The sequence below is a fragment of the Roseovarius sp. MBR-154 genome, assembly GCF_053628595.1.
Genome location: NZ_JBRJGR010000002.1, coordinates 314,759 through 340,397, shown reverse-complemented (window position 1 = coordinate 340,397; position 25,639 = coordinate 314,759). Strand labels below are relative to the sequence as shown.

Genomic DNA, 25,639 nt, shown 5'->3' with positions numbered 1-25,639 from the left:
GGGGGCAGCGCCCCCGATACCATCAGTGCCCGAGGATCTGGCTCAGGAACAGCTTGGTCCGCTCGGATTGCGGGTTGTTGAAGAACTCCTCGGGCTCGTTCTGCTCCACGATCTGACCCTGATCCATGAAGATCACCCGGTTCGCCACCTTGCGGGCAAAGCCCATCTCGTGGGTCACGCAGAGCATGGTCATCCCCTCTTCGGCGAGTTCGATCATCGTGTCGAGCACCTCGGAGATCATTTCCGGATCAAGCGCCGAGGTGGGCTCGTCAAACAGCATGATCCGCGGCTTCATGCACAGGCTGCGCGCGATCGCCACTCGCTGCTGCTGCCCGCCCGAGAGCTGGCCGGGATATTTGTCGGCCTGTTCGGGGATCTTGACCTTGGTGAGGAAATGCATCGCGATTTCCTCGGCCTCGCGTTTGGGCGTCTTACGCACCCAGATTGGGGCGAGCGTGCAGTTTTCCAGGATCGTCAGATGCGGGAAGAGGTTGAAATGCTGGAACACCATCCCGACCTCGGAGCGGATCCGGTCAATGTTCTTGATGTCGTTGGACAGCACCGTGCCATCCACTGTGATCGAGCCTTTCTGATGCTCTTCCAGAGCGTTGATGCAGCGGATCAGCGTCGACTTGCCGGAGCCCGAGGGCCCCGCGATGACGATCCGTTCGCCCTGATAGACGGTCAGGTCGATATCGCGCAGCACGTGGAACGCGCCGAACCACTTGTTCATCTTGACAATCTCGACGGCAACCTCGTCAGAGACCTTGAGCTGTGTGTCTGCGGCCATGATGATGACCCTCCTTACCGGTGATCGGTCTGAAGCTGACGCTCCAGCCACTGGGAATATTGTGAAATGCCATAGCAGGTGATGAAGAACAGGACGCTGGCAAAGCCGAAGAGCTCCCAGTAGACGCCATTCCATTCCGCCGAGGCGAGGATCGGGCCGCGGATCATGCCGACGATGTCGAACATCGAGATCACCGAGACCAGCGTGGTATCCTTGAACAGACCCACCGAGACGTTGACGATGCCCGGGATCGAGATCTTCAGCGCCTGTGGCAGGATGATGAGCTGCATCGACTGTGCGTAGTCGAGGCCGAGACTGTCCGCCGCCTCATACTGCCCGCGTGGCAGGGCGGCGAGACCGCCCCGGATCACCTCGGCAATATAGGCCGAGGCGAACATGGTGATCATGATGATCACCCGCAGGATCAGGTCGAAGTTCGTGCCCGGCGGCAGGAAGTAGGCCAGAACCACGTTGGCGACGAACAGCAAGGTGATCAGCGGCACGCCGCGGATGAACTCGATGAAGACCACGCAGATCCATTTGATGATCGGCATGCTCGATTGCCGCCCGAGCGCCAGCGCGATACCGAACGGCACCGAGAGCGACACGCAGATCACGCCGAGCATGAGGTTGACCATGAAGCCACCCATGTCGCGGGACGGCACCGGTTCGATGGCCAGAACGTTCTCCATCGGTCCGCTCACATAACCTGACAGGATCCAGAAGATCAGCGCGGCAGCAAAGCCGGCGATCACCGCCAAGCCCGCGCTGGCGGACACGGTGCGCTTGTAGACATAGGCCCCGATAAGCACGCCCATCAGGGCAAAGACCGGCACCATGATCGAGCCGCCCCAGATCAGCCAATAGGCGATGAACGGATAAAGACCGGTGAAGATCAGCATCTTGGTCGGGAACAGCTTGAAAAACAGCAGCGGTGCGCCCGCGACAAAGAGGAGGATGAAGGCGAGACCCGGCCGCCAGTAGAGTTCCTCGGGATATTTGAACCCGAACAGAAGCTGGTTCCACCGCTCGGTCAGCACCGCGAAGCAACCGCCGACCTTGCCGTCCAGAATTTCGCGGCAGGCGGTCAGGCTGGGGCTGTCCCAGACCCCGTTGAGGAACCAGGGTGCCGCCGAGACCACGATCTGGAGCACGACATAGAGCGACACTACGGTCAGCAGCGCGTTGGCCGCCGAGGAGAACAGGTTTTCACGCAGCCATTTGACCACGCCCCGTTCCGCCGCCGGGGGCGGCGCTTCGGGGAGAATGGTGCTGCGTACGAACGCGAAATGTTCCTGTACCATGGCTCACCGCTCCTTCAGCTTGATGGCGTTGTTGTAGACGTTCATCACCGCCGAAATGGCGAGGCTGATCGTGAGGTAGAACAACATCAGCAGGAGGACGCATTCAATCGCGCGCCCCGTCTGGTTGAGGGTGATGCCCCCGAGGGTGCCGGTCACATCCATGTAGCCCACGGCAATGGCCAGCGACGAGTTCTTGGTGAGGTTGAGATATTGCGAGATCAGCGGCGGGATGATCACCCGCAACGCCTGCGGCAGGATCACCAGGTTCATGATCCGGCGCGGGCGCATCCCGAGCGAGGCCGCTGCCTCGGTCTGACCCTTGCTGACGGCCTGAATGCCCGCGCGGACGTTCTCGGCGATGAAGGCACCGGTGTAGATCGCGAGCGCGAACCACAGTGCGATCAGCGAGCCGCGGATATGGATGCCGCCCTGGAAATTGAAGCCGGCAAGCGCTGGATAATCGAGGCTGATCGGCTGGCCTAGGATGAAGTAGATCAGCACAGTCGGCACGAAGAGGATGACCAGCGAGGGCCAACCCGTCGGAATGAGCTTGCCGGTGTCATAAAGCAGCTTGGTCGCGTAGCGGCGATAGTAGAACACGCCGAAGATCGAGGCGAGGAAGGTGAGCACCACGACGACCGACCCCGGCCCCCAGATCGGCGCGGGCGTGTAGACGCCGCGATTGGTGAAGGCGAACGACCCGAAGAGCATGCTCGAGGCGGAATCTTCGCCCCGGAACGCGCTTGGCGAGGGCAGAACCGCTGTCATGATGGTAAAGATGATCAGGATCCAGATCAGCACCGGCACGTTGCGGAATGCCTCGACATAGACGGCCATCAGCTTGCGCACCAGCCAGTTGGGCGAGAGCCGCAGGATACCCGCCGTGACGCCGAAAAGCGTCGCGGTGATACACCCCAGGAAGGCCACGATCAGCGTATTGAGCACACCCACGATCGAGGCCCGCAAATGGGTCGACTGGCTGTCATATTCGATGGGACGCTGGTTGATGTCATAGCCCGAAGGCTCGAACAGGAAGCCGAAGGCGATGTTCTGGCCCTGCTCGGCGAGGTTGCGCACGAGATTCGCGCCAAGATAGGCCATCAGCGCGACCAGAAGCATCAAGGCGATGAATTGGAATGTATAGGAGCGATACCGCGTGTCGTAGATCAACTGCGACAGTTGGAACGACGCCTTGGGAGGGTCGGATACCGTTGTCATTTGGGTTTCCCTGTGTTTCGACCCGGATTTTTATCGGCGTCTGCGCCGTGGGTCGATTTTTTTGAGAGATGTCAGGTGAAAAGGGCGCGGGATGATCCGCGCCCTTTGTCAGGTCTGGTCTTAGCGGAACGGCGGCGAGTAGAGGATGCCGCCATCGGTCCACTGGGCGTTCAGACCACGGGCAAGGCCGATCGGGGTCTTTTCACCGATGTTCCTTTCGAACACTTCGCCGTAGTTGCCGACGGCGGCGAGCGCGCGCTTGGCCCAATCGGCGTCAAGGCCGATCATCTCGCCGAGGTTGCCCTCGGTGCCCAGCAGACGGTTCACTTCCGGGCTGTCGGTCGGGCCAGAGGCCAGTTCCTCGACATTCGCGCTTGTAACGCCGAATTCCTCGGCGGTGATCAGCGCGTTGAGCGTCCAGCGCACGATGTCACCCCATTCGTTGTCGCCGTGGCGAACAAGCGGGCCGAGCGGCTCTTTCGAGATGATTTCGGGCAGGATCACATGCTCCGTCGGATTTTCGAACGCGGCGCGCGTCGAGGCAAGGCCGGAGGCGTCGGTGGTGTAGGTATCGCAGGCCCCGGCCAGGTACTGTTGCTGGCCTTCGGCGTTGGTTTCGATCGGCACCGGCTCGTAGTTCATGTTGTTCTTACGGAAGTAATCCGCGAGGTTGAGCTCGGTGGTGGTGCCGGTCTGGATGCAGACGGTGGCGCCGTCGAGTTCCTTGGCCGAGCTCACGCCCAGAGCCTTGGGCACCATGAAACCCTGACCGTCATAGTAGTTGACGCCGACGAAATCGAACTTGAGGTCGGTGTCGCGCGAGAAGGTCCAGGTGGTGTTGCGCGCCAGCATGTCGATCTCGCCCGAGGCAAGCGCGGTGAAGCGGGTCTTGCCGGTGGTCGGCACGAATTCAACGGCGTTGGCGTCACTCAGAACGGCAGCCGCGACCGCGCGGCACACGGCCACGTCGAAGCCTTCCCAGACGCCGTTCGCGTCGGGCGCGGCGAAACCGACGAGACCGGTGGTCACGCCGCAGTTCAGCTTGCCGCGGGCCTTCACGTCATCGAGCGTGGCGGCCGCAGATGCCCCGGCAGCAACGCCAGCAACGGTCAGCGCGCCCAAAAATACGGTTCTTTTCATGTTTACCTCTTCCTGATTGTCCACTCTTTCGAGAGCGGTTCGTTCGGCCCCCAGGGGGCCGCTGTGACACTGTTAGAGAGGTCGCAACCCCTTGCAGTGATCGCAAGTTTGTGTGGATTCATCACAAAACGTCAAGTCTTTGTTCAAGAAAACCAATAGCCGCCTGCGGGATGACCACAGGTCACCCGGCGTGAAACCCGGTTCAGCTCATGCGCGCGAAAGATCGTAAAAGCGTTTTGCAGCCAGAAAGTCAGATTCTTTCCTTCGGGCCGTGACGTCGGCCTCGTCATCGCTACCCCATTGCTCCTGTTGCCAGGTTTCGTCGATCCGCGACAGGTGCCAGAGGGTTTTTGCTGGGTGGAGGTCGTGGATCGCGGCAAAGCCGATGATCAGCGACCCGCTGAGGCTGACGAGATCGTGAACGGCGGTCAGCGCCCATTTATCCAGCATTTCTACCTGTGCATGCAGGCGTGCAAGCGGTTCAACCTCCTGGGGATGGTGCATCACGCCCGTGCGCGGGTGCAGCCGCGCCGAAAGGACCGATTCGGCCCAGTCGAGCAGTGGGTCCCAGGCCTGCGACTGCCGCGCCACGAGTTCCGCCGGGCTCTCGGCGCGGTAGCACACGAGGTCGCTGTCACCGTAATCGGCGATCATGCGCGCCACCTCGGCATGCTGATGCGCGACCTTGTCGATCGCGGCATTGGCGGCGCGGGTCACGGGCATGGTGTCGGGGACGATCTTGCCGTCCTGCGCGTCCCATTCCGCGGCGATAGCCTGGGCCATGGCGCGGGTCGGCACGATCAGCTCCGCCTTGGCGGGGGTGCGCACCTTTCGACCGTCCAGATGCACGCTGAATCCTTGGTCTGTGTCACCGACCCCGGCCTCTTTCCAGAAGCGTTTCGCGGCCCATTCGCTCATGCCGGTGCCCTCCAGACGGTGTTGATCAGCCCTGCCAGATCGCGAAAATCATGCGCGATCACAGTCGCCGCGCCCAATGCCTCGGGCTTGTGATAGCCCCAGCTGACACCGATGCCGGGAATGCCTGCCGCGCGGGCCATCTCCATGTCGAAACTCGTGTCGCCCACCATCACCGCGTTTTCCGGCGCGACGCCGGTCTCCGAGAGGGCCGCGCGCAGCATCGAGGGATGCGGTTTCGACGGGTGATGATCGGCCACCTGCCGGGTCACAAAGAAAGACCGCAGGTCATGCCCGTCCAGCAGCTTGTCGAGCCCGCGCGCGGATTTCCCCGTCGCCACGCCCAACAGCGTCTCGGGCGCCGCATGCAGCGCGCGCAGCGTATCGAGCGCATGCGGATAGAGGGGCGAGGATTGCGCCACGCCCGATTGCGCGCGCAGGCCCATATAAGCCTCCTTGTACCAGCCGACGATGCGGGTGTGCAGATCGGCGGGCAAATGCGGTGCCAGCCGCGGCACCGCCACATCGAGCGACAGCCCGACGATGCCGAGCACAGCCTCGCGCCCCGGTGCGGGATGATCGGCACGCTCGAACGCCGCCGTCATCGCCGCCAGAATGTCGCCCTGACTGTCCACCAGCGTGCCATCCACATCAAAGATCACCAGACGCAACGGGCGGTTCATGCCATATCCTCGAGTGGATCCTCCGGCGCCTCGGATGGCTGCCACTGAAAGAGGTCCCAGGTGCGCGCCATATGCTCGGGCAGGGGGGCCGTCAGATGCAGGATCGCGCGGGTCACCGGATGCTCGATCTTGAGCGAGCGGGCATGCAGATGCAGCTTGCGGCTGACATCGCCGCCCAGTTGCGCGCCCCAGCCGTCACCGAGGTTTTCCTGCCCCGAGCCACCGTATTTGCCGTCACCGACGATCGGATGCCCGATCTCGGCCATATGCGCGCGCAATTGATGCGTACGCCCGGTCACCGGGATCAGCGCCATCCATGCGGTGCGCCCGCCGGCATTCTCGATCATCGCGTAATCGGTGGTGGCCGGTTTCGCACCGGGCGTATTCTCGACCTCGCGCGGATGCAGGCAGAGCATCTTCTCGCCCTCGCCCTTGGCCCCGTGCCCCGGCGCCTTGACGAGGCCGAAACGGATCGTGCCCATGCGCGGCATCGGTGATCCGGCGACGGCGGCCCAATAGATCTTGCGCGTGTTGCGGTGGCGGAACGCGGCCGTCAGCCCCTTGGCCGCCTCGCGGGTGCGGGCGAGGATCAGCACGCCCGAGGTGTCCTTGTCGAGCCGGTGCACGAGGCGGGGCTTTTCCTCGTACCCGAAGCGCAGTGCCTCGGCCAGACCGTCCACATGCCGCGCCTGTTTGCTGCCGCCCTGCACCGGCAGGCCCGGCGGCTTGTTCAGCGCGATCATATGGTCGTCGCGGTAGATCACGCAGGACTGGATCATCTTTGCATCCGCCGGGCTGATCCGGGCGGCATCGGGCGTGGGCTTGCTGTCGGCATCCGGCAGCGGCGGGATGCGCACGCTCTGCCCCTCTTCGAGACGGGTCGCGGACTTCACGCGCCCGCCCTCGACCCGCACCTCGCCCTTGCGGCACATCTTTTCGATTTGCCCTTGCGTCAGATGCGGAAATTGCCGCCGCAGCCAGCGGTCAAGGCGCTGATCGCCGTCGCCGGGTTTGACGACCCGTGTCTGAACGCCGCTCATGTCGTCATCCCCCGCGCCAGCCAGACGCCAAGCACCAGTGCCATGAGCGAGAGCAGCACCGACAGCCCCACATAGACCCCCGCCGCCACCATCTGCCCGCGTTCATAAAGCGTGAACGCTTCAAGCGAGAAGGCCGAGAAGGTGGTGAAGCCACCCAGGATCCCCGTCATCAGGAACGGGTTGAGGTGGTCGAAGCCGCGATGAAACGAAAGCACCATGATCACCCCCATCAGGAAAGAGCCCAGGACATTGACAGTCAGCACGCCCAGCGGAACGCCGGGCCCCGCAACGCGCAGCATCGCGAGCCCCACGCCAAAGCGCAGGCAGGCCCCGATCGCACCGCCAAGGGCCACCTGAAGGAAGGTCAGCATCATGGCGGCGTCTGTCGCGCGCAAGGGGGGCATTGTCAAGCGTCCGTCGCCGTAGGGGCGGGGGTGGCCTAACCTAGGTGCCCCATTTGCCCATCACCTTGCCCGCGATGAAGGTGGTCAGCGCACGCGGGGTGAGGCGCGGAGAGGCAGTGAAGAGCTTGTTCATCGCGCCGGTCACGAGAATGCGGCGGCGCTGCATCATGGCGTGCCAGCCGGCACGCGCCACCGCATCGGCGCGTGCCGGGCGGCCCAGTTTCAAGAGCCCGATGCCGCGCATGCCCGCGGCGTCGAAAAACGCGGTCTGCGTGGCCCCGGGACAGAGCACCGTGACGCTGACCGGGCTGCCGCGCAGTTCCTCGGAGACCGCCTCGGACAATGAGAGCACATAGGCCTTGGTCGCGTGATAGACCGACATGTTGGGGCCGGGCATGAAGGCCGCCGCCGAAGCGAGGTTCAGAATGCGCCCGCCGCCCTGCGACTGCATATGCGGGATGGCCAGTTTCATCAGGTAGGTGAGCGCCGTCATGTTGACGCTGATGGTGCTCAGGTCGCGGGCCCAGCCCTCGGCGCTGCCGAAGGCACCGTGACGGCCAAGCCCTGCGTTGTTCACCAGCACGTCGATATGCCGGTCGCGGCTCGCCTCCTGCCAGAGCGTTTCTACCTGCGCCAGATCGGCCAGATCGGCGGGCAGGACGAGGATTTCCCCCGCCTCGTCGCGCAACGCATCGGCCAGCGCCGCCAGCTTGTTCTCGGAGCGGGCGGTCAGGATCAGGTTGCGGCCCTCGGCGGCGGCGATGCGCGCGAACTCCGCGCCCAGCCCCTCGGAGGCCCCGGTGATGAGGGTCCAGTTCTTCATTGCGCCAGCCTGCCCGTCGACGGGGGCAGGCGTCAAGAGCGGCTTAGCCCTCACCCTTGAGGGCCGCGACGCCGGGCAGATCCTTGCCTTCCATCCATTCGAGGAACGCGCCGCCTGCGGTGGAGATATAGGTGAAATCCTCTGCCGCGCCCGCCTTGTTCAGCGCGGCGACGGTATCTCCGCCGCCCGCGACCGAAATGAGCTGACCGGCGCGGCTGCGCTCGGCGGCATGGCGTGCGGCGGCATTGGTGGCGGCATCGAACGGCGCGATCTCGAACGCTCCGAGCGGCCCGTTCCAGATCAGCGTTTTCGCGGTGTCGATTGCCGCACCGATCCGCGCCACGGCCTGCGGTCCGGCATCGAGGATCATCGCATCCGCCGGGCAGGCATGCGCGCCCACCACCTCATGCGCGGCCCCTTCGGCAAACTCGCGCGCCACGACCACGTCGGCGGGCAGCAGGATCTCGCAACCCGCCGCCCCCGCCTTGAGCATGATCTCGCGGGCGGTCTGGGCCATGTCGTGCTCGCACAGCGACTTGCCCACGTCGAGGCCCATGGCGGCGAGAAAGGTATTGGCCATACCACCGCCGATGACGAGAGTATCAACCTTTCCCACGAGGTTGCCCAAGAGGTCGAGCTTGGTCGAGACCTTGGCTCCGCCGACCACCGCCATCACAGGCCGCGCGGGGTTTCCGAGGGCCGCCTCGAGCGCCTGCAATTCAGCCTGCATCAGGCGGCCCGCGCAGGCGGGCAGCAGATGGGCGAGCGCGGTGGTCGAGGCATGCGCGCGGTGCGCCGCCGAAAAAGCGTCGTTGCAATAGACATCGCCAAGCGCCGCGAGACGCTGCGACAGCTCAGGATCGTTGCCCTCTTCGCCGGGGTGAAAGCGGATGTTTTCCAACAGCAGAACATCGGCGGCGCGCGCCTCTTCGGTCAGGTTCTCGGCGCCCTCCAGCGTTTCGATCAGCCGCACCTTGCGGCCCAATGCCTGTTCCAGCGCGGGCACCGTGACGCGCAGCGACATGTCGGGCACCACCTTGCCCTTGGGTCGCCCGAAATGCGCGATCAGCATCGGTTTGCCGCCCTTGTCGAGGATATCGGTGATCGTGGGCACGATCCGTTCGATCCGGGTGGCATCGGTCACCACGCCCTTGTCCACCGGCACGTTGATATCGACGCGCACCAGAACGCGCTTGCCCGCAAGGTCGATGTCGTCAAGGGTTTTCCAGCTCATGGCGCGGCGGCCTCCCTGTTGATCGCAGTGTCGCGACCCTATTGGCGCGCAGGCCGGGCCACGTCAACCTGCCTGCTTGGCAAGCGCGCGCGTTCGTCTTAGGTATCGGGAAGATTTCAAACAAGGAGCGCCCGATGGCCGAGATCAAGGACCCCGAGAACACCATTCTGATAGAGCTCAAGGACGGCACCGTCGCGATCGAGTTGTTGCCCGATATCGCCCCCGATCATTGCGCCCGGATGAAAGAGTTGGCGCGCGCCGGGCAGTATGACAACGTGGCCTTTCACCGCGTGATCGACGGCTTCATGGCGCAGACCGGCGACGTGCAGCATGCGAACATGGAAAAGGACTACAACCCGCGCATGGCCGGGACCGGCGCCAGCGACCTGCCCGATCTCAAGGCCGAATTCTCCAAGATCCCGCACGATCGCGGCACATTGGGTGCGGCGCGCAGCCAGAATCCGAATTCGGCCAACAGCCAGTTCTTCATCAGCTTCAAGGACAACCATTTCCTCAACGGACAATATACGGTCTATGGCCGGGTGATTTCCGGCATGGAGCATGTCGATGCGATCACCAAGGGTGAGCCGCCCGCGAACCCCGACCGGATGATCAGCGTCAAGGTGGCCGCCGATGCATAAACTAGCCTTTGCCTTTTCCCTGCTGGCCAGCCCTGCCTTGGCGACCGGTTTGCAGATCAATATCGCTGGCGAGGCCAACGGCACCGTCACCATTGATCTTTACGAGGATATTGCGCCCAAACACGTGGAGCAGATCACCGCACTGGCCGAAGAAGGCGCCTATGATGGCGTCGTCTTTCACCGGGTGATCGAGGGCTTCATGGCGCAGACCGGTGATGTGCAGTTCGGTAAAATGGATGACGGTGACATGAGCCGCGCGGGCATGGGCGGCAGTGACCGGCCCGATCTGCCCGCCGAATTCTCCGACGAGCGGTTCCTGCGCGGGGTCGTGGGAATGGCGCGCAGCCAGAATCCGGATAGCGCAAACTCGCAGTTCTTCATCATGTTCGACGCGGGTGAGTTCCTGAACGGGCAATATACCGTCGTCGGCAAGGTCACCGATGGCATGGACGTGGTTGACGCGATCAAGCGTGGGCGCGGCAATAACGGGGCCGTGGTCGGCCAGCCGGACGTGATGCAAGAGGTCACGGTCATCGAGTAACGCGTATGGCCGGGACCGGATACGAGCCGCTCGATACCCTCAAGCCCTGGGGGGACGGGATATGGCTGATCGACGGCCCGGCCATCCGCTTTTACGGGATGCCGTTTTCCACGCGCGCTACCGTGGTGCAGCTCAAGAACGGAAATCTCTGGGTGCACTCGCCGACACGGCTGACCGAGGGGCTGCGCGCCGGATTGGACGCGCTTGGACCGGTGCGCCATCTGGTCGCCCCGAACGCGTTTCATTTCGCGCATATCGCGGACTGGCAGGCGGCCTGGCCCAAGGCGAAAAGCTGGGCCGCGCCGGGTGCGGTCGAGCGCGCCGCGAAGAACGGCCTGAGCCTCAGCTTTGACCGCGAGCTGCGCGCAGGTGAGGCCGAAGGGCCGTGGGCGGGGCAGATCGAGCAGTTGATCGTCGCGGGCAGCAAGGTGCTGCGCGAGGCGGTGTTTTTTCACAACGAGAGCCGCACGCTGATCCTCACGGATCTGATCGAGAATTTCGAAACCGCCAAGCTGCCGGTCTGGATGCGGCCGCTGATCTGGATTGCGGGTATTGATGACAGCGATGGCAAGATGCCGCCGGACATGCGGTTCAGCTTTCGCGACAAGCGGGCACTTGCCGACAGTATAGAGGCGCTGATCGCCTGGGCACCGGAGCGCATCATCCTTGCGCATGGCCGCTGTTACGAGAAGAACGGCGTGACGGAACTGGAGCGCGCCTTTCGCCGCCTGTTGCGTGACCGGATGTGGGACCGCGAACTGACTCGGGCCAAGAAGAAAAAGGCGGGCAAGGGCTGACATCCCCTCACAATCGCGTGGGGGTGGCTGGCCCGAATCCCGGGCAGGCGGCATGATCGCCGTATCGCTCACCGCTGCCCGAGGTGCCCCCCATGACCCGATTTGTTGGATTTCTGACAACCCTTCTGCTGATCGCCGGTCTGGCGCATGCCAACCCGAGTCAATGGCGGCATGAATGGCCGGAGACGAATTTCCAGAAAACCAGCATAGGCGACTGGTCCGAGATCATGTCGGGCGGGCCGCCCAAGGACGGCATTCCGGCGATTGATGACCCGAAATTCCTGCGGGCGGGCGACGAGCGCCGCATCTCCGGCACCGAGCCCGTGATCACCGTCGAAATCGACGGCCAGACCCCACGCGCCTATCCGATCCGCTATCTGACATGGCATGAGATCGTGAATGACCAGATCGGCGGCATTCCGGTGGCGGTGACCTTCTGTCCGCTGTGCAATTCCGGCATCACCTTTGACCGGCGGGTGCAGGGCAAGGTGCTGAGTTTTGGCGTCTCGGGCAAGCTGCGCCATTCCGACATGGTGATGTATGACCGCGAAACGCAGAGCTGGTGGCAGCAGGCCATCGGTGAGGGGATTGTGGGGCAGATGACCGGGGTGGAGTTGCGGCAATTGCCAAGCTGGATGGAAAGCTGGGATCAGTTCCGCGCCCGCAATCCGCAGGGGCTGGTGATGGCGGAGCCCGACTACAACCGCTCTTACGGGCGCAATCCCTATCAGGGCTATGACAGTTCCGCGCGTCCGTTCCTCTATAATGGCGAGAACCCGCCGCATGGCATCCCGCCGCTGGAACGCGTGGTGCGCGTGGGCGACCGTGCATGGCCACTGACCCGCATCCGCTACGCGGACGGCGTGCAAGAGGCCGGCGTTTCGATTTCATGGGAAAAGGGGCAGGCCTCGGCGCTCGATCACGGCACCATCGCCAAGGGCCGCGATGTGGGCACGGTGCGGGTGCGCGACGGGCTGGGGCGCGACGTGCCGCATGACGTGATGTTCGCCTTCGCCTTTCACGCCTTCTGGCCGGATGGCACGTGGATGGTGCGGTAAGCCATGTGTCAGCGTCATCCTCGGGCTTGACCCGAGGAGCTCCCGGTAGACAGGTCCTCGGGTCAAGCCGGAGCATGACTGTGGGCAAAGCGGGACGCTTCGCTTGACTTCCTCGGCCCACACCGCCATATGCCTCTCAACCGACATTTCCTGCCGCGTGAGCAGCACGGCCCCTGAACCGGGGCGCACCATATGAAATGTCGCGGATATGTTCCCAAAATCACGCGTGGGGCCAAACACCTGTCGGAAGGCGGGGGCACTCGGCCCTTTGTCTTGGCCCGTCAGGTGCAACCACGATGACCGGGCGGCAATCTTTGCCGCTTGTATCGGGCTTTGGGCAGATGTCCTGGCCCCCGAAAGGATACGATTTGAACCTCTTTGACGAAATGGGCCTGCCCCAATCGCTTACCCGCAAGCTGGCCGCGACCGGCATCACCGAACCCACCCCGATCCAGACCCATGCGATTCCCTATGCGCTCAACGGTCATGACGTGCTTGGCCTCGCGCAGACCGGCACCGGCAAGACCATGGCCTTTGGCCTGCCGCTCATTACCGCGCTGATGGAGCAGCCGGGCAAGCCCGCGCCCAAGACGATCCGCAGCCTGATCCTTGCCCCGACGCGGGAACTCGCCGGGCAGATCCGCGACGCGCTTCTGCCGCTGGTCAAGGACAGCCCGATCAAGATCAACCTCGTGGTCGGCGGCGCGTCAATCACCCCGCAGATCAAGCGGCTGGATCAGGGCACCGACATTCTGGTGGCGACACCGGGCCGGTTGCTCGATCTCATCGACCGCCGCGCCGTGCGGCTTGATACGGCGCGGTTCCTCGTGCTGGACGAGGCCGATCAGATGCTTGATCTGGGCTTTATCCACGCGCTGCGCCGGATTGCCGGATTGCTGGCCGCCGAGCGTCAGACCATGCTCTTCTCGGCGACCATGCCCAAGCAGATGGAAGAGATCGCGGGCAGCTATCTGACCCATCCCAAGCGGGTGCAGGTCAGCCCCCCGGGCAAGGCCGCCGACAAAGTCACGCAGGAGGTGCATTTTATCGCCAAGGCTGCCAAGCCCGATCTGCTGATCGAGCTTCTGGGCAAGCACAAGGACGAGCTGGCGCTGGTCTTTGGCCGCACCAAGCACGGTTCGGACAAGCTGGCGCGCAAGCTGGAGCAGGCCGGATTTTCCGTCGCCGCGATCCATGGCAACAAGAGCCAGGGCCAGCGGGAACGCGCCTTGAAGGCGTTCCGGGACGGGCAGGTCAAGGTGCTGGTGGCCACCGATGTGGCAGCGCGCGGCCTTGATATTCCGGATGTGAAGCACGTCTACAATTTCGAGTTGCCGAACGTGCCCGACAACTATGTCCACCGCATCGGGCGCACTGCGCGTGCGGGCAAGGACGGGGCGGCGATTGCGTTTTGCGCACCGGACGAGATGGGTGAGTTGAAGGATATCCAGAAGGTGCTGGGCACCACGATCCCGGTGGCCTCGGGCCGCCCGTGGGAGGTGTTGCCCGATCCCAAGGAGAAGAAACCTCAGGGCCGTGGCGGCCCGCGTCGTCGCGGTGGCGGCGGCGGCTTTGGCGGCGGCGCCAGCCAGGGCAAGCCCGGTGGCGGTCGGCGTCGCAGTGGCGGCAGTGGCCGGCCACGGTCGAACGCGGCCTGAGAGCTCTCGCGCAGCGGAACACAGACGTGATCCGCCTCACATCACCCGACAGGACGGCCCCGGCTGATACCGCGCGGGGCCGTTACGGTTTGCGCCGCTTGGGCGGGTTGCTGCCGCCAAACCCCGGCCGCGATTTCGAGGGCGCGCCCTTGGGCTTGGGTTTGCCCGGCTTGCCGGGTTTTCCCGGGGTGCCCGGCGGGGTGAACCGCTTGGAGGTATCACTGGCCGGGTTGCGCTTGGGCTTGGTGGGTGCCGCAGGGGCCTCGGGGCGCGGCGCAGGCTTGGCCTTGGGCTTGTCGAACGGCTTGCCCCCCGGCTTGCCGGGCTTCTTGTCATAGGCGGGTTTGCCCGGTTTCTTGTCGGCCCATGGCTTTTTCTCCGCCGGTTTCGGCGCATCTGACCGGGGCTTGCGCGCGGGCGTCACAGCGCCGCTTTCAACGGCCTTTTCCAGACGATCCGGCTTAGGGGCCGGTCGTGCGCGCGGTTTGGTCGCTGGTCGGGCAGCGTCCTTGTCGCGCGGGGCGCGGTCGGGGCGAAGAGCGCGAGGCGCGCGCGTGTCCCGGTCTTCGCGCGGGGCACGCGGGGCAGGGCCGAGATCGGGCGCACCGTCGATCTCGCGCGCCTTGATCCCCTCGTCGAGCGCGCCATCCGCGCCGAGGGCTGACTGAAAACCGGGCACCGCCGCGTCGCTGAGCTCGACAAAGGTTTCCTTGTCCTGCACCCGGATTGCGCCGATGGCGGATTTGTCGAGATTGCCGGCCCGGCACAGGAGCGGCAGCAGCCAGCGCGCCTCGGCCCGGTCGCCGGTCCCGACCGAGAGGGCGAACCACGTACTCGGCCCGAACGGCGTGCGCTCGCGGGCGGGCGGGGCGGCATCGGGCGCGCTGAGGTCTTCGGGCGCGGACCAGCGCGACTGATAGAGCCGCAGATAGGCGGCGGCGATCTCTTGCGGGCTGTGCAGCGTGAGGAGTTCGTCGGCAAAAGCTGTTTCGGTCTCGGACGGGGCCTCGGACCAGACCGGATCGGCCAGCAGCCGCGCGCGGTCCTGCGCCTCGATATCCTGCGCCGTGGGGGGCGTGGTCCACTCCGCGGTGATCTTGGCGAACTTGAGCAGGCGTTCGGCCTTTTTCACCGCCTTCACCGGCACGATCAGCGCCGAGACTCCCTTGCGCCCGGCGCGCCCCGTGCGGCCCGAGCGGTGCAGCAGCCCCTCGGAATTCGTCGGCAGTTCGGCATGCACGACCAGATCGAGATTGGGCAGGTCGATGCCGCGCGCGGCGACATCGGTGGCGACGCAGACCTTGGCGCGCCCGTCGCGCATCGCCTGAAGCGCATGGGTGCGCTCGGATTGGCTGAGCTCGCCCGAGAGCGACACCACGGCAAAGCCGCGATTGGCGAGGCGTGCGGTCAACCGTGCCACCATCGCGCGGGTATTGGCAAAGACGATGGCGTTCTGCGCGTCGTGATAACGCAGCAGATTGATCACCGCGCCCTCGGCATTCTGCGGCGCCACGCGCAGCGCCTGATAGGCGATGTCGCTGTGCTGCTTGCCGCCGCCCAGAGTGGTCACGCGCGTCGCATCCCGCTGGAATTTCTCCGCCAGCTTGGCGATCATCGGCGGCACGGTGGCCGAGAACATCAGCGTGCGTCGGCCCTCGGGGGCTGCGGCCAGCATGAATTCGAGATCCTCGCGAAACCCGAGGTCGAGCATTTCGTCGGCCTCGTCCAGCACGACGGCGCGCAGGCTGCCCATGTCGAGCGCGCCGCGATTGATGTGATCACAGAGCCGCCCCGGCGTGCCCACCACGATATGCGCGCCGCGCTCCAGCGCGCGGCGCTCGTCGCGGGCATCCATGCCACCTACGCAGGACACGAGCCGCGCGCCGGTCTCGGCATAGAGCCAGCTCAGCTCGCGCATGACCTGCAGCGCCAGTTCCCGTGTGGGCGCCACGATCAGCGCCAGAGGGGCGGCGGCGGGGGGCAGCCGGGGCTCATCCCCCATCAGCGTCGAAGCGATGGCGAGGCCGAAGCCCACCGTCTTGCCCGAGCCGGTCTGCGCCGAGACCAGAAGGTCGGCCTGCCCAAGGGCTGCATCGGTCACGGCCTCCTGAACGGGGGTGAGCGTGTCATAGCCGCGAGCGGCGAGTGCGGAAGAAAGTGTCTGGGGGATCATCAGAGAAATCGGCCTTGAGCATGAGTCGTGCGCCCGTGGCGCAAGCCGCGACGCATAACTGAGCCGCGCGCCAATGTATATCGCAAATCGCCCCCCTTGTAGACCCCGCGCGAATGCGCCACGGTATGCACAATCCCGAAATGCGAACAGGAGTGCAGAGCATGCCCGTCAAGAACCGTTTTGCCGAATTGCACGGTGACATCACCGAATGGCGACGCGATATCCACGCCCATCCCGAGATCCTTTACGAGACGCACCGCACCAGTGCGCTAGTGGCTGAGAAGCTGGAGGCGTTCGGCTGTGATGAGGTCGTGACCGGCATCGGGCGCACCGGCGTGGTCGGCGTGATCAAGGGCAAATCCACCGGTTCGGGCAAGGTAATCGGGCTGCGCGCCGACATGGACGCGCTGCCGATCCACGAGGCCACCGGGGTGGAGTATGCCAGCAAGACCCCCGGCGCGATGCATGCCTGCGGCCATGACGGGCACACCGCGATGCTGCTTGGTGCCGCGCGCTATCTGGCCGAGACGCGCAATTTCGACGGCACCGTCGTGGTGATCTTCCAGCCCGCCGAAGAGGGCGGGGCCGGCGGCAAGGCGATGTGCGACGAAGGGCTGATGGAGCGCTTCGGCATCCAGGAGGTTTACGGCATGCACAACTGGCCGGGTCGTCCGGTCGGCAGCTTTGCCATCCGTCCCGGCGCGTTCTTCGCCGCGACCGACCAGTTCGATATCGAGATCACCGGCAAGGGCGGTCACGCTGCCAAGCCGCAGGAGACGGTCGACCCGACGGTGATGGCCGCGCATATGGTGACGATGTTGCAGACCATTGCCAGCCGCAATGCCGACCCGGTCGATCAGGTCGTGGTCTCGGTGACTTCGTTCCAGACCTCGTCGAACGCATTTAACGTGATCCCGCAATCGGTGCATCTGCGTGGCACCGTGCGTACCATGAGCACCGAGATGCGTGATCTTGCGGAGAGCCGTCTGCGCGCGATTTCCGAGCATGTGGCGGCAGCCTTTGGCGGGCAGGCCGAGGTAACCTATCATCGCGGCTACCCGGTGATGGTCAACCACGAGGAACAGACGGAGTTTGCCGCCTCGGTCGCGGCCAAGGTGAGCGGCGACTGCGTCGAGGCGCCTCTGGTGATGGGCGGCGAGGACTTCGCCTTCATGCTGGAAGAACGCCCCGGCGCCTATATCCTTGTCGGCAATGGCGACACGGCGATGGTGCACAACCCCGACTACAACTTCAACGACGAGGCAATCCCGGCCGGATGCAGCTGGTGGGCGGGTATCGTCGAAGAGCGGATGCCGGCGTGAGCGGCGTGCCGTCGGATTTGAGTATTTGGAGAACGGTGAAAGAGGGGCGGGGGATCATCCGGAGCCATTTCCGAGTTGTAGGACACGGGCGGCAGGAAACTGTCGCCCGTTTTCCGTTTCAGCCCGTCATCGACCCTGAAGTTTCGCCCACATTGGCGTGCCGTGGAACAGCCACGGTTGGTAGAGAATTCGGGCGAGGTCGGGCAGGTGAGGACGGTCGTCCCGTCGGCGGTCTTGCTTTTTCTGCCTCGCTCCACCCGGCGCTTCCGCCTCTTTGGTGCTGCCTGCTTCCTGCTCCGAGTCCTTCGGTTTCGACAGTTGATGGACACCCATCCGCATCGCGGGGGTAGTCCGGATGACCCTATTGGTCCGCCTTTTCGGAACAAAGATCGCCTTGTCTGTCCCCGGCACCGCGAGACGCCTCAACTGCTCGCCATTCTCTGCCGCATCAGCATTCTCTTCCCCTGCGCCGGACGCTGCACCATCTGGCGATGATGCCTCCTCTTCCAGAGGCTGCCTGTAAGGCCTCCAGTCGAAGAAGTTGTAGTGCACGCGCCATATGTTCATCAGGGCGATCAGGACGCGCGGATTGTAGGCGGCGCCGTTGATGTATTTTGCGCCTACACGAGAACTGCGGCCACCCGCCCGCTGGATGATACTGACCCGCTCGCGGATGGCGTTCATAAAGGTGGAGGTTGGCTGGATCGTTGCGTGGATGACCCTTCGGGTGATGGCAGCGCCAAGTTCTGCATCGTCGATCTCGTCGTCGATGCCGAGCCGTCGATAGGCGTTGCGATAGCGCGGCGACAGGATCGGGAAGCCCACGGTCTTGTCGATCTCGTTGGCTGTCTGGATGGGGCTGTTGACCCACAAGCGCGGAAACGCGGCGGAGGCAAGATTAGGCCCCACCAACGAGCTTTTCGACTGGTCCTTCGGGTCATCCACTTGAGGCAGGCGAGGGACGCCGCTTTCGTGTAGGTATCGCGGGTCATAACCCCATCGAAGGCGTTTCGGCTGTCGCGCTCGTGCTTCACGAAGTTGAACCAGTGATCGCGCAGGTGTTCGATCTCGTTTGCCCGAGTGCTGGCGGCCTGCGTCGCCATGTGGGCCTCTGGCGAGAGTGCCTCTCCTGCAGCATCGAATGCTTTGGCGGTCCGCCACACAAAGTGGTGCAGGCGCATCTCGGCGGCGGTGAAGAGCGCCGGCTCGTCGAACCGCGCTGTCGGCCGCTGGAAGTGGAGCAGTGGCGCGGTGAAGGTGCCTTTCGAGTTCCGGTATCGCTTTCGGAGAGCCGAGTCCCGAGCGACGCCAAAATAGGCGTCCTCGATGACCTCCAGCGGGTCGATGGTCGGATCGAAATCCACATCGCAGCGGAAGACATAGCCTGACCGAATGTCGGCGCTAACCGAGCAGTTCAGCTGCGTAATCTTGCGGTCGATCTTCGTCTGCCAGTTCACGCCGACGACGATGTCGTCGTGGGCGATGCGGGTATGGGTGTATGGCTTGCCTTCCTTGATGCGCTGCCGTTCGACGCGCTTTCGCCATTCCGCGAGTTGCGCCTGTTCGTAGGCCAGGAGGGTCCGTTCAAGCCAGAATATGCGATCGTAGAGCCTCGACATTCCTGGTTCGGTTTCGCCTCTCGGCGTACGCAGGATGCGGCGTATGTCGTGAAGACCGGTCCCATTGGCCAGCAGTGACAATATCTCGATGTTCTCGTCGCGCTTCTTCTGGCGCCGATGCTCGCTCGAGACCGTGAAGCGGGCGCTAGGCAGTCCCTTGCAGGGCTTGTGGATCACTCTGACGGAGCGCGCACGGGGCACAGAACCCTTCTTGTGGCCGACCTTTCGCGACGGTTTGCCGTTTGCCCCGTTGAAGATGAACTCCTCAGGCTTTTCGAGGTAGGCAGTGCCACAGTTGCCGCAGAAGGGACCCTCCAACGCGCCGTTCTGGACCCATAGTCGATGTCGCTCTTCCTCATAGGCCTCATTCGATATCAGCCGGGTCCGAACCCCGCATTCCGAGTTGCCTCGGAGGCGCTGACAGACCAAGACTCGATCGTCATTCCACGCCCGCGGATCGCCGGCGAACTCGAACGCATCGGTCTCTCGATGCAGGTTATCGCCACTCTCGGCCTCGATCTTGTAACGACCGACGCCACGCGCGATCGCGGGATCGGCCATGGCAGCTTTCAGCCGCCTCTCGGCCGCACCACGCCCTACGAAGGCGTGCTTTGTTGGAGCCGGTTCGACCCCGTAGTTCCCGCAGTCGGGATCACCGCAGCAGTTGAAGTTTGTATCGCCCGAGACGCGGGGGTATATTTGCGCAAGCGTAAGGTTTTCTAGGCTCTTCACCTTGTTCGGTCCTTTCGTCCGTTTCTGTGTCAAGAGCTTGCACACCTCCAAGATTGGCCAGTCTGGCCAATGACGAAATCAGACGGACGCCAGAGCGCCACGCCGCGGGAAGTTCGAACTTCCCGCCATTCCGGCCCTGATGGCGGAAAAATTAGACGAATTTAAGACGAGAAAACAAAAGCCTGCCGACCTCTCGGTCGGCAGGCAAGTAGGGCGTGTGTCCTACGGTGCGGAATGGCTCCGGATCATCCCGCCCCTCTTTCCATCAGCTCGATGTGGGCACGCAGGTATTGGTCGCGCGATCCCAGGTTGAGCCCAGGGCGCAGGAAGACGCCTGTTTTTCCTTGCCGTAACTGCAGGCCGCCATGGCCAGCGACGGCATGGCGACGAGGGCGAGGGCGGCAAGTCCGAATTTCAGCTTCATGATATGTCTCCCTGTTAAACAGGGTTTAGTATATCACGATTGCCCGAAAACCCGTCCAAATATCGTGTCCACATGCTTGGTGTGATAACCCAAGTCGAATTTTTCATCAATTTCGGCGGGGCTGAGTGCTGCCGTGACCTCCGCGTCATTCAGCAACTCGGTCCTGAAATCGCAGCCCGTCTCCCAAACCTTGAGCGCGTTGCGCTGTACGAGGCGATAGGCATCCTCGCGGCTGACACCGGCCTGCGTGAGGGCCAGAAGCACCCGCTGCGACATCACGAGGCCGGGGAATTTGTTCATGTTGGCCAGCATGTTGTCGGGGTAGACGATCAGCTTGTCGATGACATTGGTCAGCCGTGCGAGGGCGAAATCGAGGGTGATCGTGGCGTCGGGGCCGATATTACGCTCGACCGAGGAATGCGAGATGTCGCGCTCATGCCAGAGGGCCACGTTTTCCATCGCGGGCACGACTGTCATGCGCACGAGGCGCGCAAGACCCGTCAGGTTTTCGGTCAGCACCGGGTTCTTCTTGTGCGGCATCGCCGAAGAGCCCTTTTGCCCCATCGAGAAGAATTCGGCCGCCTCCAGCACCTCGGTGCGCTGCATGTGGCGGATTTCGGTGGCGACGTTCTCGATGCTGCTCGCCACGACGCCAAGCGCAGCAAAGAAGGCCGCGTGCCGGTCACGCGGGATGACCTGCGTACTGATCGGCTCGGGCGCGAGGCCAAGCTGCGCGCAGACATGTTCCTCGACGCGCGGATCGACATTGGCGAAGGTGCCGACCGCGCCGGAGATGGCCCCGGTTGCGATCTCGTCGCGGGCGGTGCGCAGGCGGGTCAGGTTGCGGTCCATCTCGGCGTAGAAGCGTGCGAAGGTCAGCCCCATGGTGGTGGGCTCGGCATGGATGCCGTGGCTGCGCCCGATGCGGATCGTGTCCTTGTGCTCAAAGGCGCGGCGCTTCAATGCCGCGAGCAACCCCTCCATATCCGCGATCAGGATATCTGCGGCGCGGGTCAGCTGGATGTTGAAACAGGTGTCGAGCACATCCGAGGAGGTCATGCCCTGATGCACGAAGCGCGCCTCGTCGGCACCCACATGCTCGGCCAGATGGGTGAGAAAGGCGATCACGTCATGCTTGGTCTCGGCCTCGATCTCGTCGATGCGGGCGACGTCGAACTCCACGTCCCGCGCTTTCCAGACGGCTTGGGCATTTTCGCGCGGGATCACGCCCAGATCGGCCATGGCGTCGCAGGCATGCGCCTCGATCTCGAACCAGATGCGGAATTTGGTGGCAGGTTCCCAGATGGCGACCATATCGGGGCGGGAATAGCGGGGAATCATCGGCGGTCCTTGCAGATTGGTATGGAAAGCGGTTGAGCGCGCTTGTAGTGGCTAAGGCACAGCACGGCAAGGCGGGGTGAGGGCGGCGTATGCGGCCAAGGCGATTGCAGGATTTCGAAGGTGCGTGGCGCTTCAGGCGCGAGGTGGCCGAGGCGGATGGGCGCAGGGCCACCGTGACGGGCCGCGCGGTCTGGGTGCGCGACGGCGCGGGGCTGGCCTATACCGAGACCGGCGAGATGCGGATCGCAGGCCATGTGCCGATGCAGGTGGAGCGGCGGTATTCTTGGGACAGCGATCTGGCGGTGTCCTTTGAAGATGGTCGGTTTTTCCATCACGTGCCGCCCGAGGGCGGCGAGACCGCGCATTGGTGCGACCCGGATCAATATGACGGCACCTATGATTTTGGCAATTGGCCGGAGTTCACCGTGACATGGCGGGTGCGTGGCCCGCGCAAGGATTACCGCATGGTGACACGCTACAGACCGGCGGGAGAATGACAGAGATATTGCAACAACGCCTGCCCTATGACGTGGAGGCCAAGCGCCCGCTGCCGGGCATCGCGCCGCTCGATATGGCGGAGTGGCTCCTGGTGGACGAGGCATTCGGCGCGCAGATGGCAGAGCGCGCCCGGCTGCTGCGCGAGCGGCGCGACGATGTGCTCGCAGTGACCGAAGAGGCGAGCCCCGCGATGGCCGAGCTTTTGCAATATGTGCTGGACTGGCTGGCGGAGAACGGCGCGGGCTACGTCATTTCCGCAAAAGTGGTGCGGCGCCCCGATGGTGTGTCCGTGCCGATCGACCGCGATGATCCGATGGGCACGCTGGGGCATCTGGTGCAGGAGGATCTCTGCCTGCTGGAAAAGCGCGGCGAGGAACATGTGCTGACGGCGGCGGTGCTGTGCTTTCCGGCAAGCTGGCGGCTGGCCGAGAAGATCGGCCGACCCCTGACAGCGATCCATGTGCCGGTGCCGTCCTATGACGACAGAATTGCGCGACGGGTGCAACGGCTGTTTGACGGGGTGCGGCCGGGCCGCCCGCTGTGGCGGTTCAACGCGCTCTCCTATGCCGAGGCGACCCTGCATCAACCGCGCCGCCGGGCACAGCCGCGCGAGGCGGCGACGCTGCCCTACCTGCGCTCGGAGCGGCAATGCGTGCTGCGTCTGCCCGAGACACGCGCCTGCGTGTTCTCGATCCACAGCTACGTGATCGCGCGCTGAGGCCGGGGGCATGTGACGCGGTGCCGTTGGACAGGCCACGCGCCTAGCTGAACAGCAGCGGCTGCGCCTCGCGCAGGGTCGTGTAGGTCAGGAGCGCGGCCCCCACGGGGGGCGCATGAAGGAACAGCGTCAGGCCGAAGGTGATTATCGTCAGCCGCATGGGCACCGAGGCGGGGCGCGGAAAGGACCGCACCTCGTCAGGGTTCACGGCGCCCTCGGCCCAATTCTCCGCGTCGCGCGCGCGGCGGGTCTTGCGACGCGTGGCTTTGGGGGTCTTTGGCGCGGTCGCTGTCAACAGGTCGAAGGTGTGGTCGATCAGCGCCGAGCCGACGGGCTGCCCTGCAGGGCCGTTCAATTGCGCATCGAAGGGCAGGTATTCGCGCACCCGCTCGACCGCGCGGCGCAGCAGCGTCTCATAGGCCGCCGGGTCGAGCGCGGCGCGCGCCCTGCGCCCCGGCGGGCCGACAGCGATCACCAGATAATGCGGTCGCTGCGCCTTTTGTGCGGGCAGCCAGCCAAGCGCGATGCGCACGCTTTCGCGGTCGATGATCGCCACATCCTCGCCATCCCATGTCAGGCGGCGGACCTGGGTGGCCAGCGCATGCGAGGCGATGTCGAACTCCTCCACGATATCCGGAAAATCCATATCCGGAGGCGTGTGATATTCCAGGGCGGTGATCCCGCCGAAATTCTGTCTGCTCATGTCATGCCTCGATGGGTCTGGGTCAAGGTGAACCGCACATACTTGGCACTCGTCACTATCGCGCCACGCGAACAAGGTGCGCAGAGCGGGGCCGTCATGATCCGCTTCCGTCTATCCGCGCCGCCATCAGCGCGATCGCCTGTTGATAGACCGTGGCCGCGTTCCATTGCTCGATTACGGCGAAATTGGGCTGGCCCTCGGCATATCCCACGCCGGGACGCCAGCCTTTTTGACGCAGGAAATGGGCGGTCGAAGCCATCGCATCGGTCAGGTTGTAGAGATCGACCCGCCCGTCGCCATTGCCGTCCACACCATAGGTCAACGCGTTGCCCGGCAGGAATTGCGTATGACCCAGTTCACCATGCCGCGCACCCTTTGTCTGGCCTGTGATCGACCCGCGATCCACCAGTTTGAGCGCACCTATGGCATGCGGGCGAAAGAACTCCGAGCGGCGGCAATCATAGGTCAGCGTGACGATGGCCGAAACCACCGAGGTGTCGCCCATGAAGCCACCAAACGCGGTTTCCATGCCGTGAATCGCAATAAGGATTCCGGCAGGAACGCCATATTGCCGCTCCAATGCGTCATAGAACGCGGCGTCGCGGACGCGCCGCTTGCGGCCCTGCGCCACTATGGTGTCGGCGCCGCGCACCTGCATGAATTTCTCGAGGTTGTAGCGAAAGCTCTTCTGATTGCGATCCGCCGCGATGGTGCGGGCCGCGTAGCGCGCGCTATCCAGGGCCTGAAGCCCGTGCGCGCCCACACCCTCGGCCGCAGCCTCCTGGGCGAATGCCGCCTTCCAGCTCTCGAACCCTTGGGCGGTATCGCCGCAGGACGCGGCCAGCGCGGCCGACCCTCCCATCAGCCAGAGCCCGAGCCCCAACATCCGCGCGACGCCGCGAATCGCGACAGGTTTCCTCATCGCACCTCTCCCGACCAGAGTGCCCATTTGGGCGAGTCTATCAAGCTTGACAGACTGCTCCAAGTGCGACGCGGACAGGGCGGGTGTCATATCCCGAGGCCTCGCACCAGATCGACGGCCTGTGCCATCGCACCGCTGGCCTGCAACGACATGAACAGGCCCGTGAGCGCCGCCGTCTGCGAAGCCAGCCGTAGGTTCTCGCCGCGTAACAAGTTGAAGACCACGAGGGCCGCGGCAACCGGCAGGGCGAAGAAGCCCAGCGTGAAGGTCATCATCCAGACGCTGAGCCGCAACGGTGCGGTCTCTTCGCGGATACCCTCTGACGGGTCGGGCAGATCCTCCGGCTCGGGATCGCAGAAGGCCGCGCGCAGGCTGCGCAGACGCTCGGCATCCTCGGCACTGTGATTCCTGCCATGCGGAATACGGCCCTGAAGACCGGTATAGGCATCCTCGACATTGGGCAGACGGTCGCGTCCCCGCCGGAAGCGGGTCCGGACGCGGTCGGATTCCTGTGGCGGTGTGACGGCGGCGCGGAATTCCGCCCGGGTCAACAACGCCCCCGGTTCGATCCATTGCACGAAATCCGGGGCCAGCGGCACGTGCAGTGCCGCCAGCGCATAGGCCATGATCGCCTGATAGGGTTCCGCATCGGCCCAGGGCGGACCGAATTCGCGCAGCAGCGTTACTTCGATGTAATGATCGGCCGGCACGTCCAGCCGGTCGACAAGCCGTTTGCGCTCGATCTGGATACGCAGATCGAATTGATCCGTCCGAAGGATGGCGGCATCCTCTGACAGACATTTCTGCATTGTCACCTCTTCGCCAAGCTGGTCCAGAGTGTGGGCGATCCGCTTGCTGATCGCGACGATATCGAGTGCTCTCATACCGAGAAATACTAGCCCTGCCGTAACCTTTTGAGTCGCATGGGTCATGGGACGGGT

At 64.3% G+C, this 25,639-nt stretch carries 26 protein-coding genes; 8 read left to right on the top strand and 18 right to left on the bottom strand.

The features are described 5' to 3' along the window. Positions 1–22: 22 nt before the first annotated feature. From ACSSV4_RS04900 to ACSSV4_RS04855, 10 genes are all read right to left on the bottom strand, one after another. Positions 23–790, bottom strand: coding sequence for an amino acid ABC transporter ATP-binding protein (locus ACSSV4_RS04900; protein WP_454273861.1), 768 nt, complete (start codon positions 788–790; stop codon positions 23–25). 14 nt (positions 791–804) lie between these two features. Then, on the bottom strand, positions 805–2,094 hold the full coding sequence (locus tag ACSSV4_RS04895; RefSeq protein WP_454273860.1) for an amino acid ABC transporter permease: 1,290 nt from the start codon (positions 2,092–2,094) through the stop codon (positions 805–807). Positions 2,095–2,097: 3 nt separating this feature from the next. Beyond that, on the bottom strand, positions 2,098–3,312 hold the full coding sequence (locus tag ACSSV4_RS04890) for an amino acid ABC transporter permease (protein WP_454273859.1): 1,215 nt from the start codon (positions 3,310–3,312) through the stop codon (positions 2,098–2,100). A gap of 120 nt (positions 3,313–3,432) precedes the next feature. After that, positions 3,433–4,452 (bottom strand): amino acid ABC transporter substrate-binding protein, encoded by a 1,020-nt coding sequence (locus ACSSV4_RS04885; RefSeq protein ID WP_454273858.1) that lies wholly within the window; start codon positions 4,450–4,452, stop codon positions 3,433–3,435. Between the two features lie 207 nt (positions 4,453–4,659). Continuing rightward, positions 4,660–5,370 carry an ATP12 family chaperone protein gene (locus ACSSV4_RS04880; RefSeq protein WP_454273857.1) on the bottom strand — a complete coding sequence of 237 codons (711 nt, stop codon included), beginning with the start codon at positions 5,368–5,370 and terminating at the stop codon, positions 4,660–4,662. Further along, positions 5,367–6,050: an HAD-IA family hydrolase gene (locus ACSSV4_RS04875; protein ID WP_454273856.1), complete on the bottom strand. Its 684-nt coding sequence runs from the start codon at positions 6,048–6,050 to the stop codon at positions 5,367–5,369. Before ACSSV4_RS04875 ends, ACSSV4_RS04880 begins: the two co-directional genes overlap by 4 nt. Further along, positions 6,047–7,090, bottom strand: coding sequence for an RluA family pseudouridine synthase (locus ACSSV4_RS04870; RefSeq protein ID WP_454273854.1), 1,044 nt, complete (start codon positions 7,088–7,090; stop codon positions 6,047–6,049). The genes ACSSV4_RS04875 and ACSSV4_RS04870 overlap by 4 nt, the downstream gene beginning before the upstream one ends. Continuing rightward, complete coding sequence (gene crcB, locus ACSSV4_RS04865) at positions 7,087–7,464, bottom strand: fluoride efflux transporter CrcB (RefSeq protein WP_454273852.1); 378 nt, start codon at positions 7,462–7,464, stop codon at positions 7,087–7,089. The genes ACSSV4_RS04870 and crcB overlap by 4 nt, the downstream gene beginning before the upstream one ends. A gap of 70 nt (positions 7,465–7,534) precedes the next feature. After that, a complete protein-coding gene (locus tag ACSSV4_RS04860) occupies positions 7,535–8,317 on the bottom strand; it encodes an SDR family NAD(P)-dependent oxidoreductase (protein WP_454273850.1) in 783 nt (260 codons plus the stop codon). Between the two features lie 43 nt (positions 8,318–8,360). Next, on the bottom strand, positions 8,361–9,551 hold the full coding sequence (locus ACSSV4_RS04855; protein WP_454273848.1) for a phosphoglycerate kinase: 1,191 nt from the start codon (positions 9,549–9,551) through the stop codon (positions 8,361–8,363). A 134-nt stretch (positions 9,552–9,685) separates the two neighbouring features. Here ACSSV4_RS04855 and ACSSV4_RS04850 point away from each other — a divergent pair, with 134 nt between their 5' ends. From ACSSV4_RS04850 to ACSSV4_RS04830, 5 genes are all read left to right on the top strand, one after another. Continuing rightward, positions 9,686–10,192 carry a peptidylprolyl isomerase gene (locus ACSSV4_RS04850; RefSeq protein WP_454273846.1) on the top strand — a complete coding sequence of 169 codons (507 nt, stop codon included), beginning with the start codon at positions 9,686–9,688 and terminating at the stop codon, positions 10,190–10,192. Next, positions 10,185–10,733, top strand: coding sequence for a peptidylprolyl isomerase (locus tag ACSSV4_RS04845; RefSeq protein WP_454273844.1), 549 nt, complete (start codon positions 10,185–10,187; stop codon positions 10,731–10,733). The genes ACSSV4_RS04850 and ACSSV4_RS04845 overlap by 8 nt, the downstream gene beginning before the upstream one ends. Before the next feature lie 5 nt (positions 10,734–10,738). Continuing rightward, positions 10,739–11,530, top strand: coding sequence for a DUF4336 domain-containing protein (locus tag ACSSV4_RS04840; RefSeq protein WP_454273842.1), 792 nt, complete (start codon positions 10,739–10,741; stop codon positions 11,528–11,530). Positions 11,531–11,622: 92 nt separating this feature from the next. Continuing rightward, entirely contained in the window at positions 11,623–12,588 is a 966-nt protein-coding gene (locus ACSSV4_RS04835) for a DUF3179 domain-containing protein (RefSeq protein WP_454273840.1), read from the top strand. A gap of 386 nt (positions 12,589–12,974) precedes the next feature. Continuing rightward, on the top strand, positions 12,975–14,246 hold the full coding sequence (locus ACSSV4_RS04830; protein WP_454273883.1) for a DEAD/DEAH box helicase: 1,272 nt from the start codon (positions 12,975–12,977) through the stop codon (positions 14,244–14,246). Between the two features lie 82 nt (positions 14,247–14,328). Here ACSSV4_RS04830 and ACSSV4_RS04825 read toward each other — a convergent pair whose 3' ends face one another. Beyond that, entirely contained in the window at positions 14,329–16,419 is a 2,091-nt protein-coding gene (locus tag ACSSV4_RS04825) for a DEAD/DEAH box helicase (protein ID WP_454273838.1), read from the bottom strand. A 161-nt stretch (positions 16,420–16,580) separates the two neighbouring features. Here ACSSV4_RS04825 and ACSSV4_RS04820 point away from each other — a divergent pair, with 161 nt between their 5' ends. Continuing rightward, positions 16,581–17,741: a M20 aminoacylase family protein gene (locus tag ACSSV4_RS04820; protein WP_454273836.1), complete on the top strand. Its 1,161-nt coding sequence runs from the start codon at positions 16,581–16,583 to the stop codon at positions 17,739–17,741. Positions 17,742–17,867: 126 nt separating this feature from the next. On the opposite strand, the gene ACSSV4_RS04815 is transcribed toward ACSSV4_RS04820, so the two are convergent. The 4 genes from ACSSV4_RS04815 to purB form a co-directional block, all read right to left on the bottom strand. Further along, complete coding sequence (locus ACSSV4_RS04815) at positions 17,868–18,425, bottom strand: hypothetical protein (RefSeq protein WP_454273834.1); 558 nt, start codon at positions 18,423–18,425, stop codon at positions 17,868–17,870. After that, positions 18,422–19,921: a hypothetical protein gene (locus ACSSV4_RS04810; protein ID WP_454273833.1), complete on the bottom strand. Its 1,500-nt coding sequence runs from the start codon at positions 19,919–19,921 to the stop codon at positions 18,422–18,424. The genes ACSSV4_RS04815 and ACSSV4_RS04810 overlap by 4 nt, the downstream gene beginning before the upstream one ends. Before the next feature lie 436 nt (positions 19,922–20,357). Further along, a complete protein-coding gene (locus tag ACSSV4_RS04805; RefSeq protein WP_454273831.1) occupies positions 20,358–20,516 on the bottom strand; it encodes a hypothetical protein in 159 nt (52 codons plus the stop codon). A gap of 33 nt (positions 20,517–20,549) precedes the next feature. Then, positions 20,550–21,857, bottom strand: a complete 1,308-nt coding sequence (gene purB / locus ACSSV4_RS04800; protein WP_454273829.1) for an adenylosuccinate lyase — start codon at positions 21,855–21,857, stop codon at positions 20,550–20,552. A gap of 104 nt (positions 21,858–21,961) precedes the next feature. Here purB and ACSSV4_RS04795 point away from each other — a divergent pair, with 104 nt between their 5' ends. Both ACSSV4_RS04795 and ACSSV4_RS04790 read left to right on the top strand, forming a co-directional pair. Beyond that, positions 21,962–22,354, top strand: a complete 393-nt coding sequence (locus ACSSV4_RS04795; protein ID WP_454273828.1) for a DUF6314 family protein — start codon at positions 21,962–21,964, stop codon at positions 22,352–22,354. Next, entirely contained in the window at positions 22,351–23,073 is a 723-nt protein-coding gene (locus ACSSV4_RS04790; RefSeq protein ID WP_454273827.1) for a heme-dependent oxidative N-demethylase family protein, read from the top strand. The genes ACSSV4_RS04795 and ACSSV4_RS04790 overlap by 4 nt, the downstream gene beginning before the upstream one ends. A gap of 43 nt (positions 23,074–23,116) precedes the next feature. Here ACSSV4_RS04790 and ACSSV4_RS04785 read toward each other — a convergent pair whose 3' ends face one another. From ACSSV4_RS04785 to ACSSV4_RS04775, 3 genes are all read right to left on the bottom strand, one after another. Further along, positions 23,117–23,776: a hypothetical protein gene (locus tag ACSSV4_RS04785; RefSeq protein ID WP_454273825.1), complete on the bottom strand. Its 660-nt coding sequence runs from the start codon at positions 23,774–23,776 to the stop codon at positions 23,117–23,119. Positions 23,777–23,870: 94 nt separating this feature from the next. After that, positions 23,871–24,662 carry a lytic murein transglycosylase gene (locus tag ACSSV4_RS04780; protein WP_454273882.1) on the bottom strand — a complete coding sequence of 264 codons (792 nt, stop codon included), beginning with the start codon at positions 24,660–24,662 and terminating at the stop codon, positions 23,871–23,873. Between the two features lie 122 nt (positions 24,663–24,784). Next, positions 24,785–25,630: a hypothetical protein gene (locus ACSSV4_RS04775; RefSeq protein WP_454273824.1), complete on the bottom strand. Its 846-nt coding sequence runs from the start codon at positions 25,628–25,630 to the stop codon at positions 24,785–24,787. Positions 25,631–25,639: the final 9 nt, after the last annotated feature.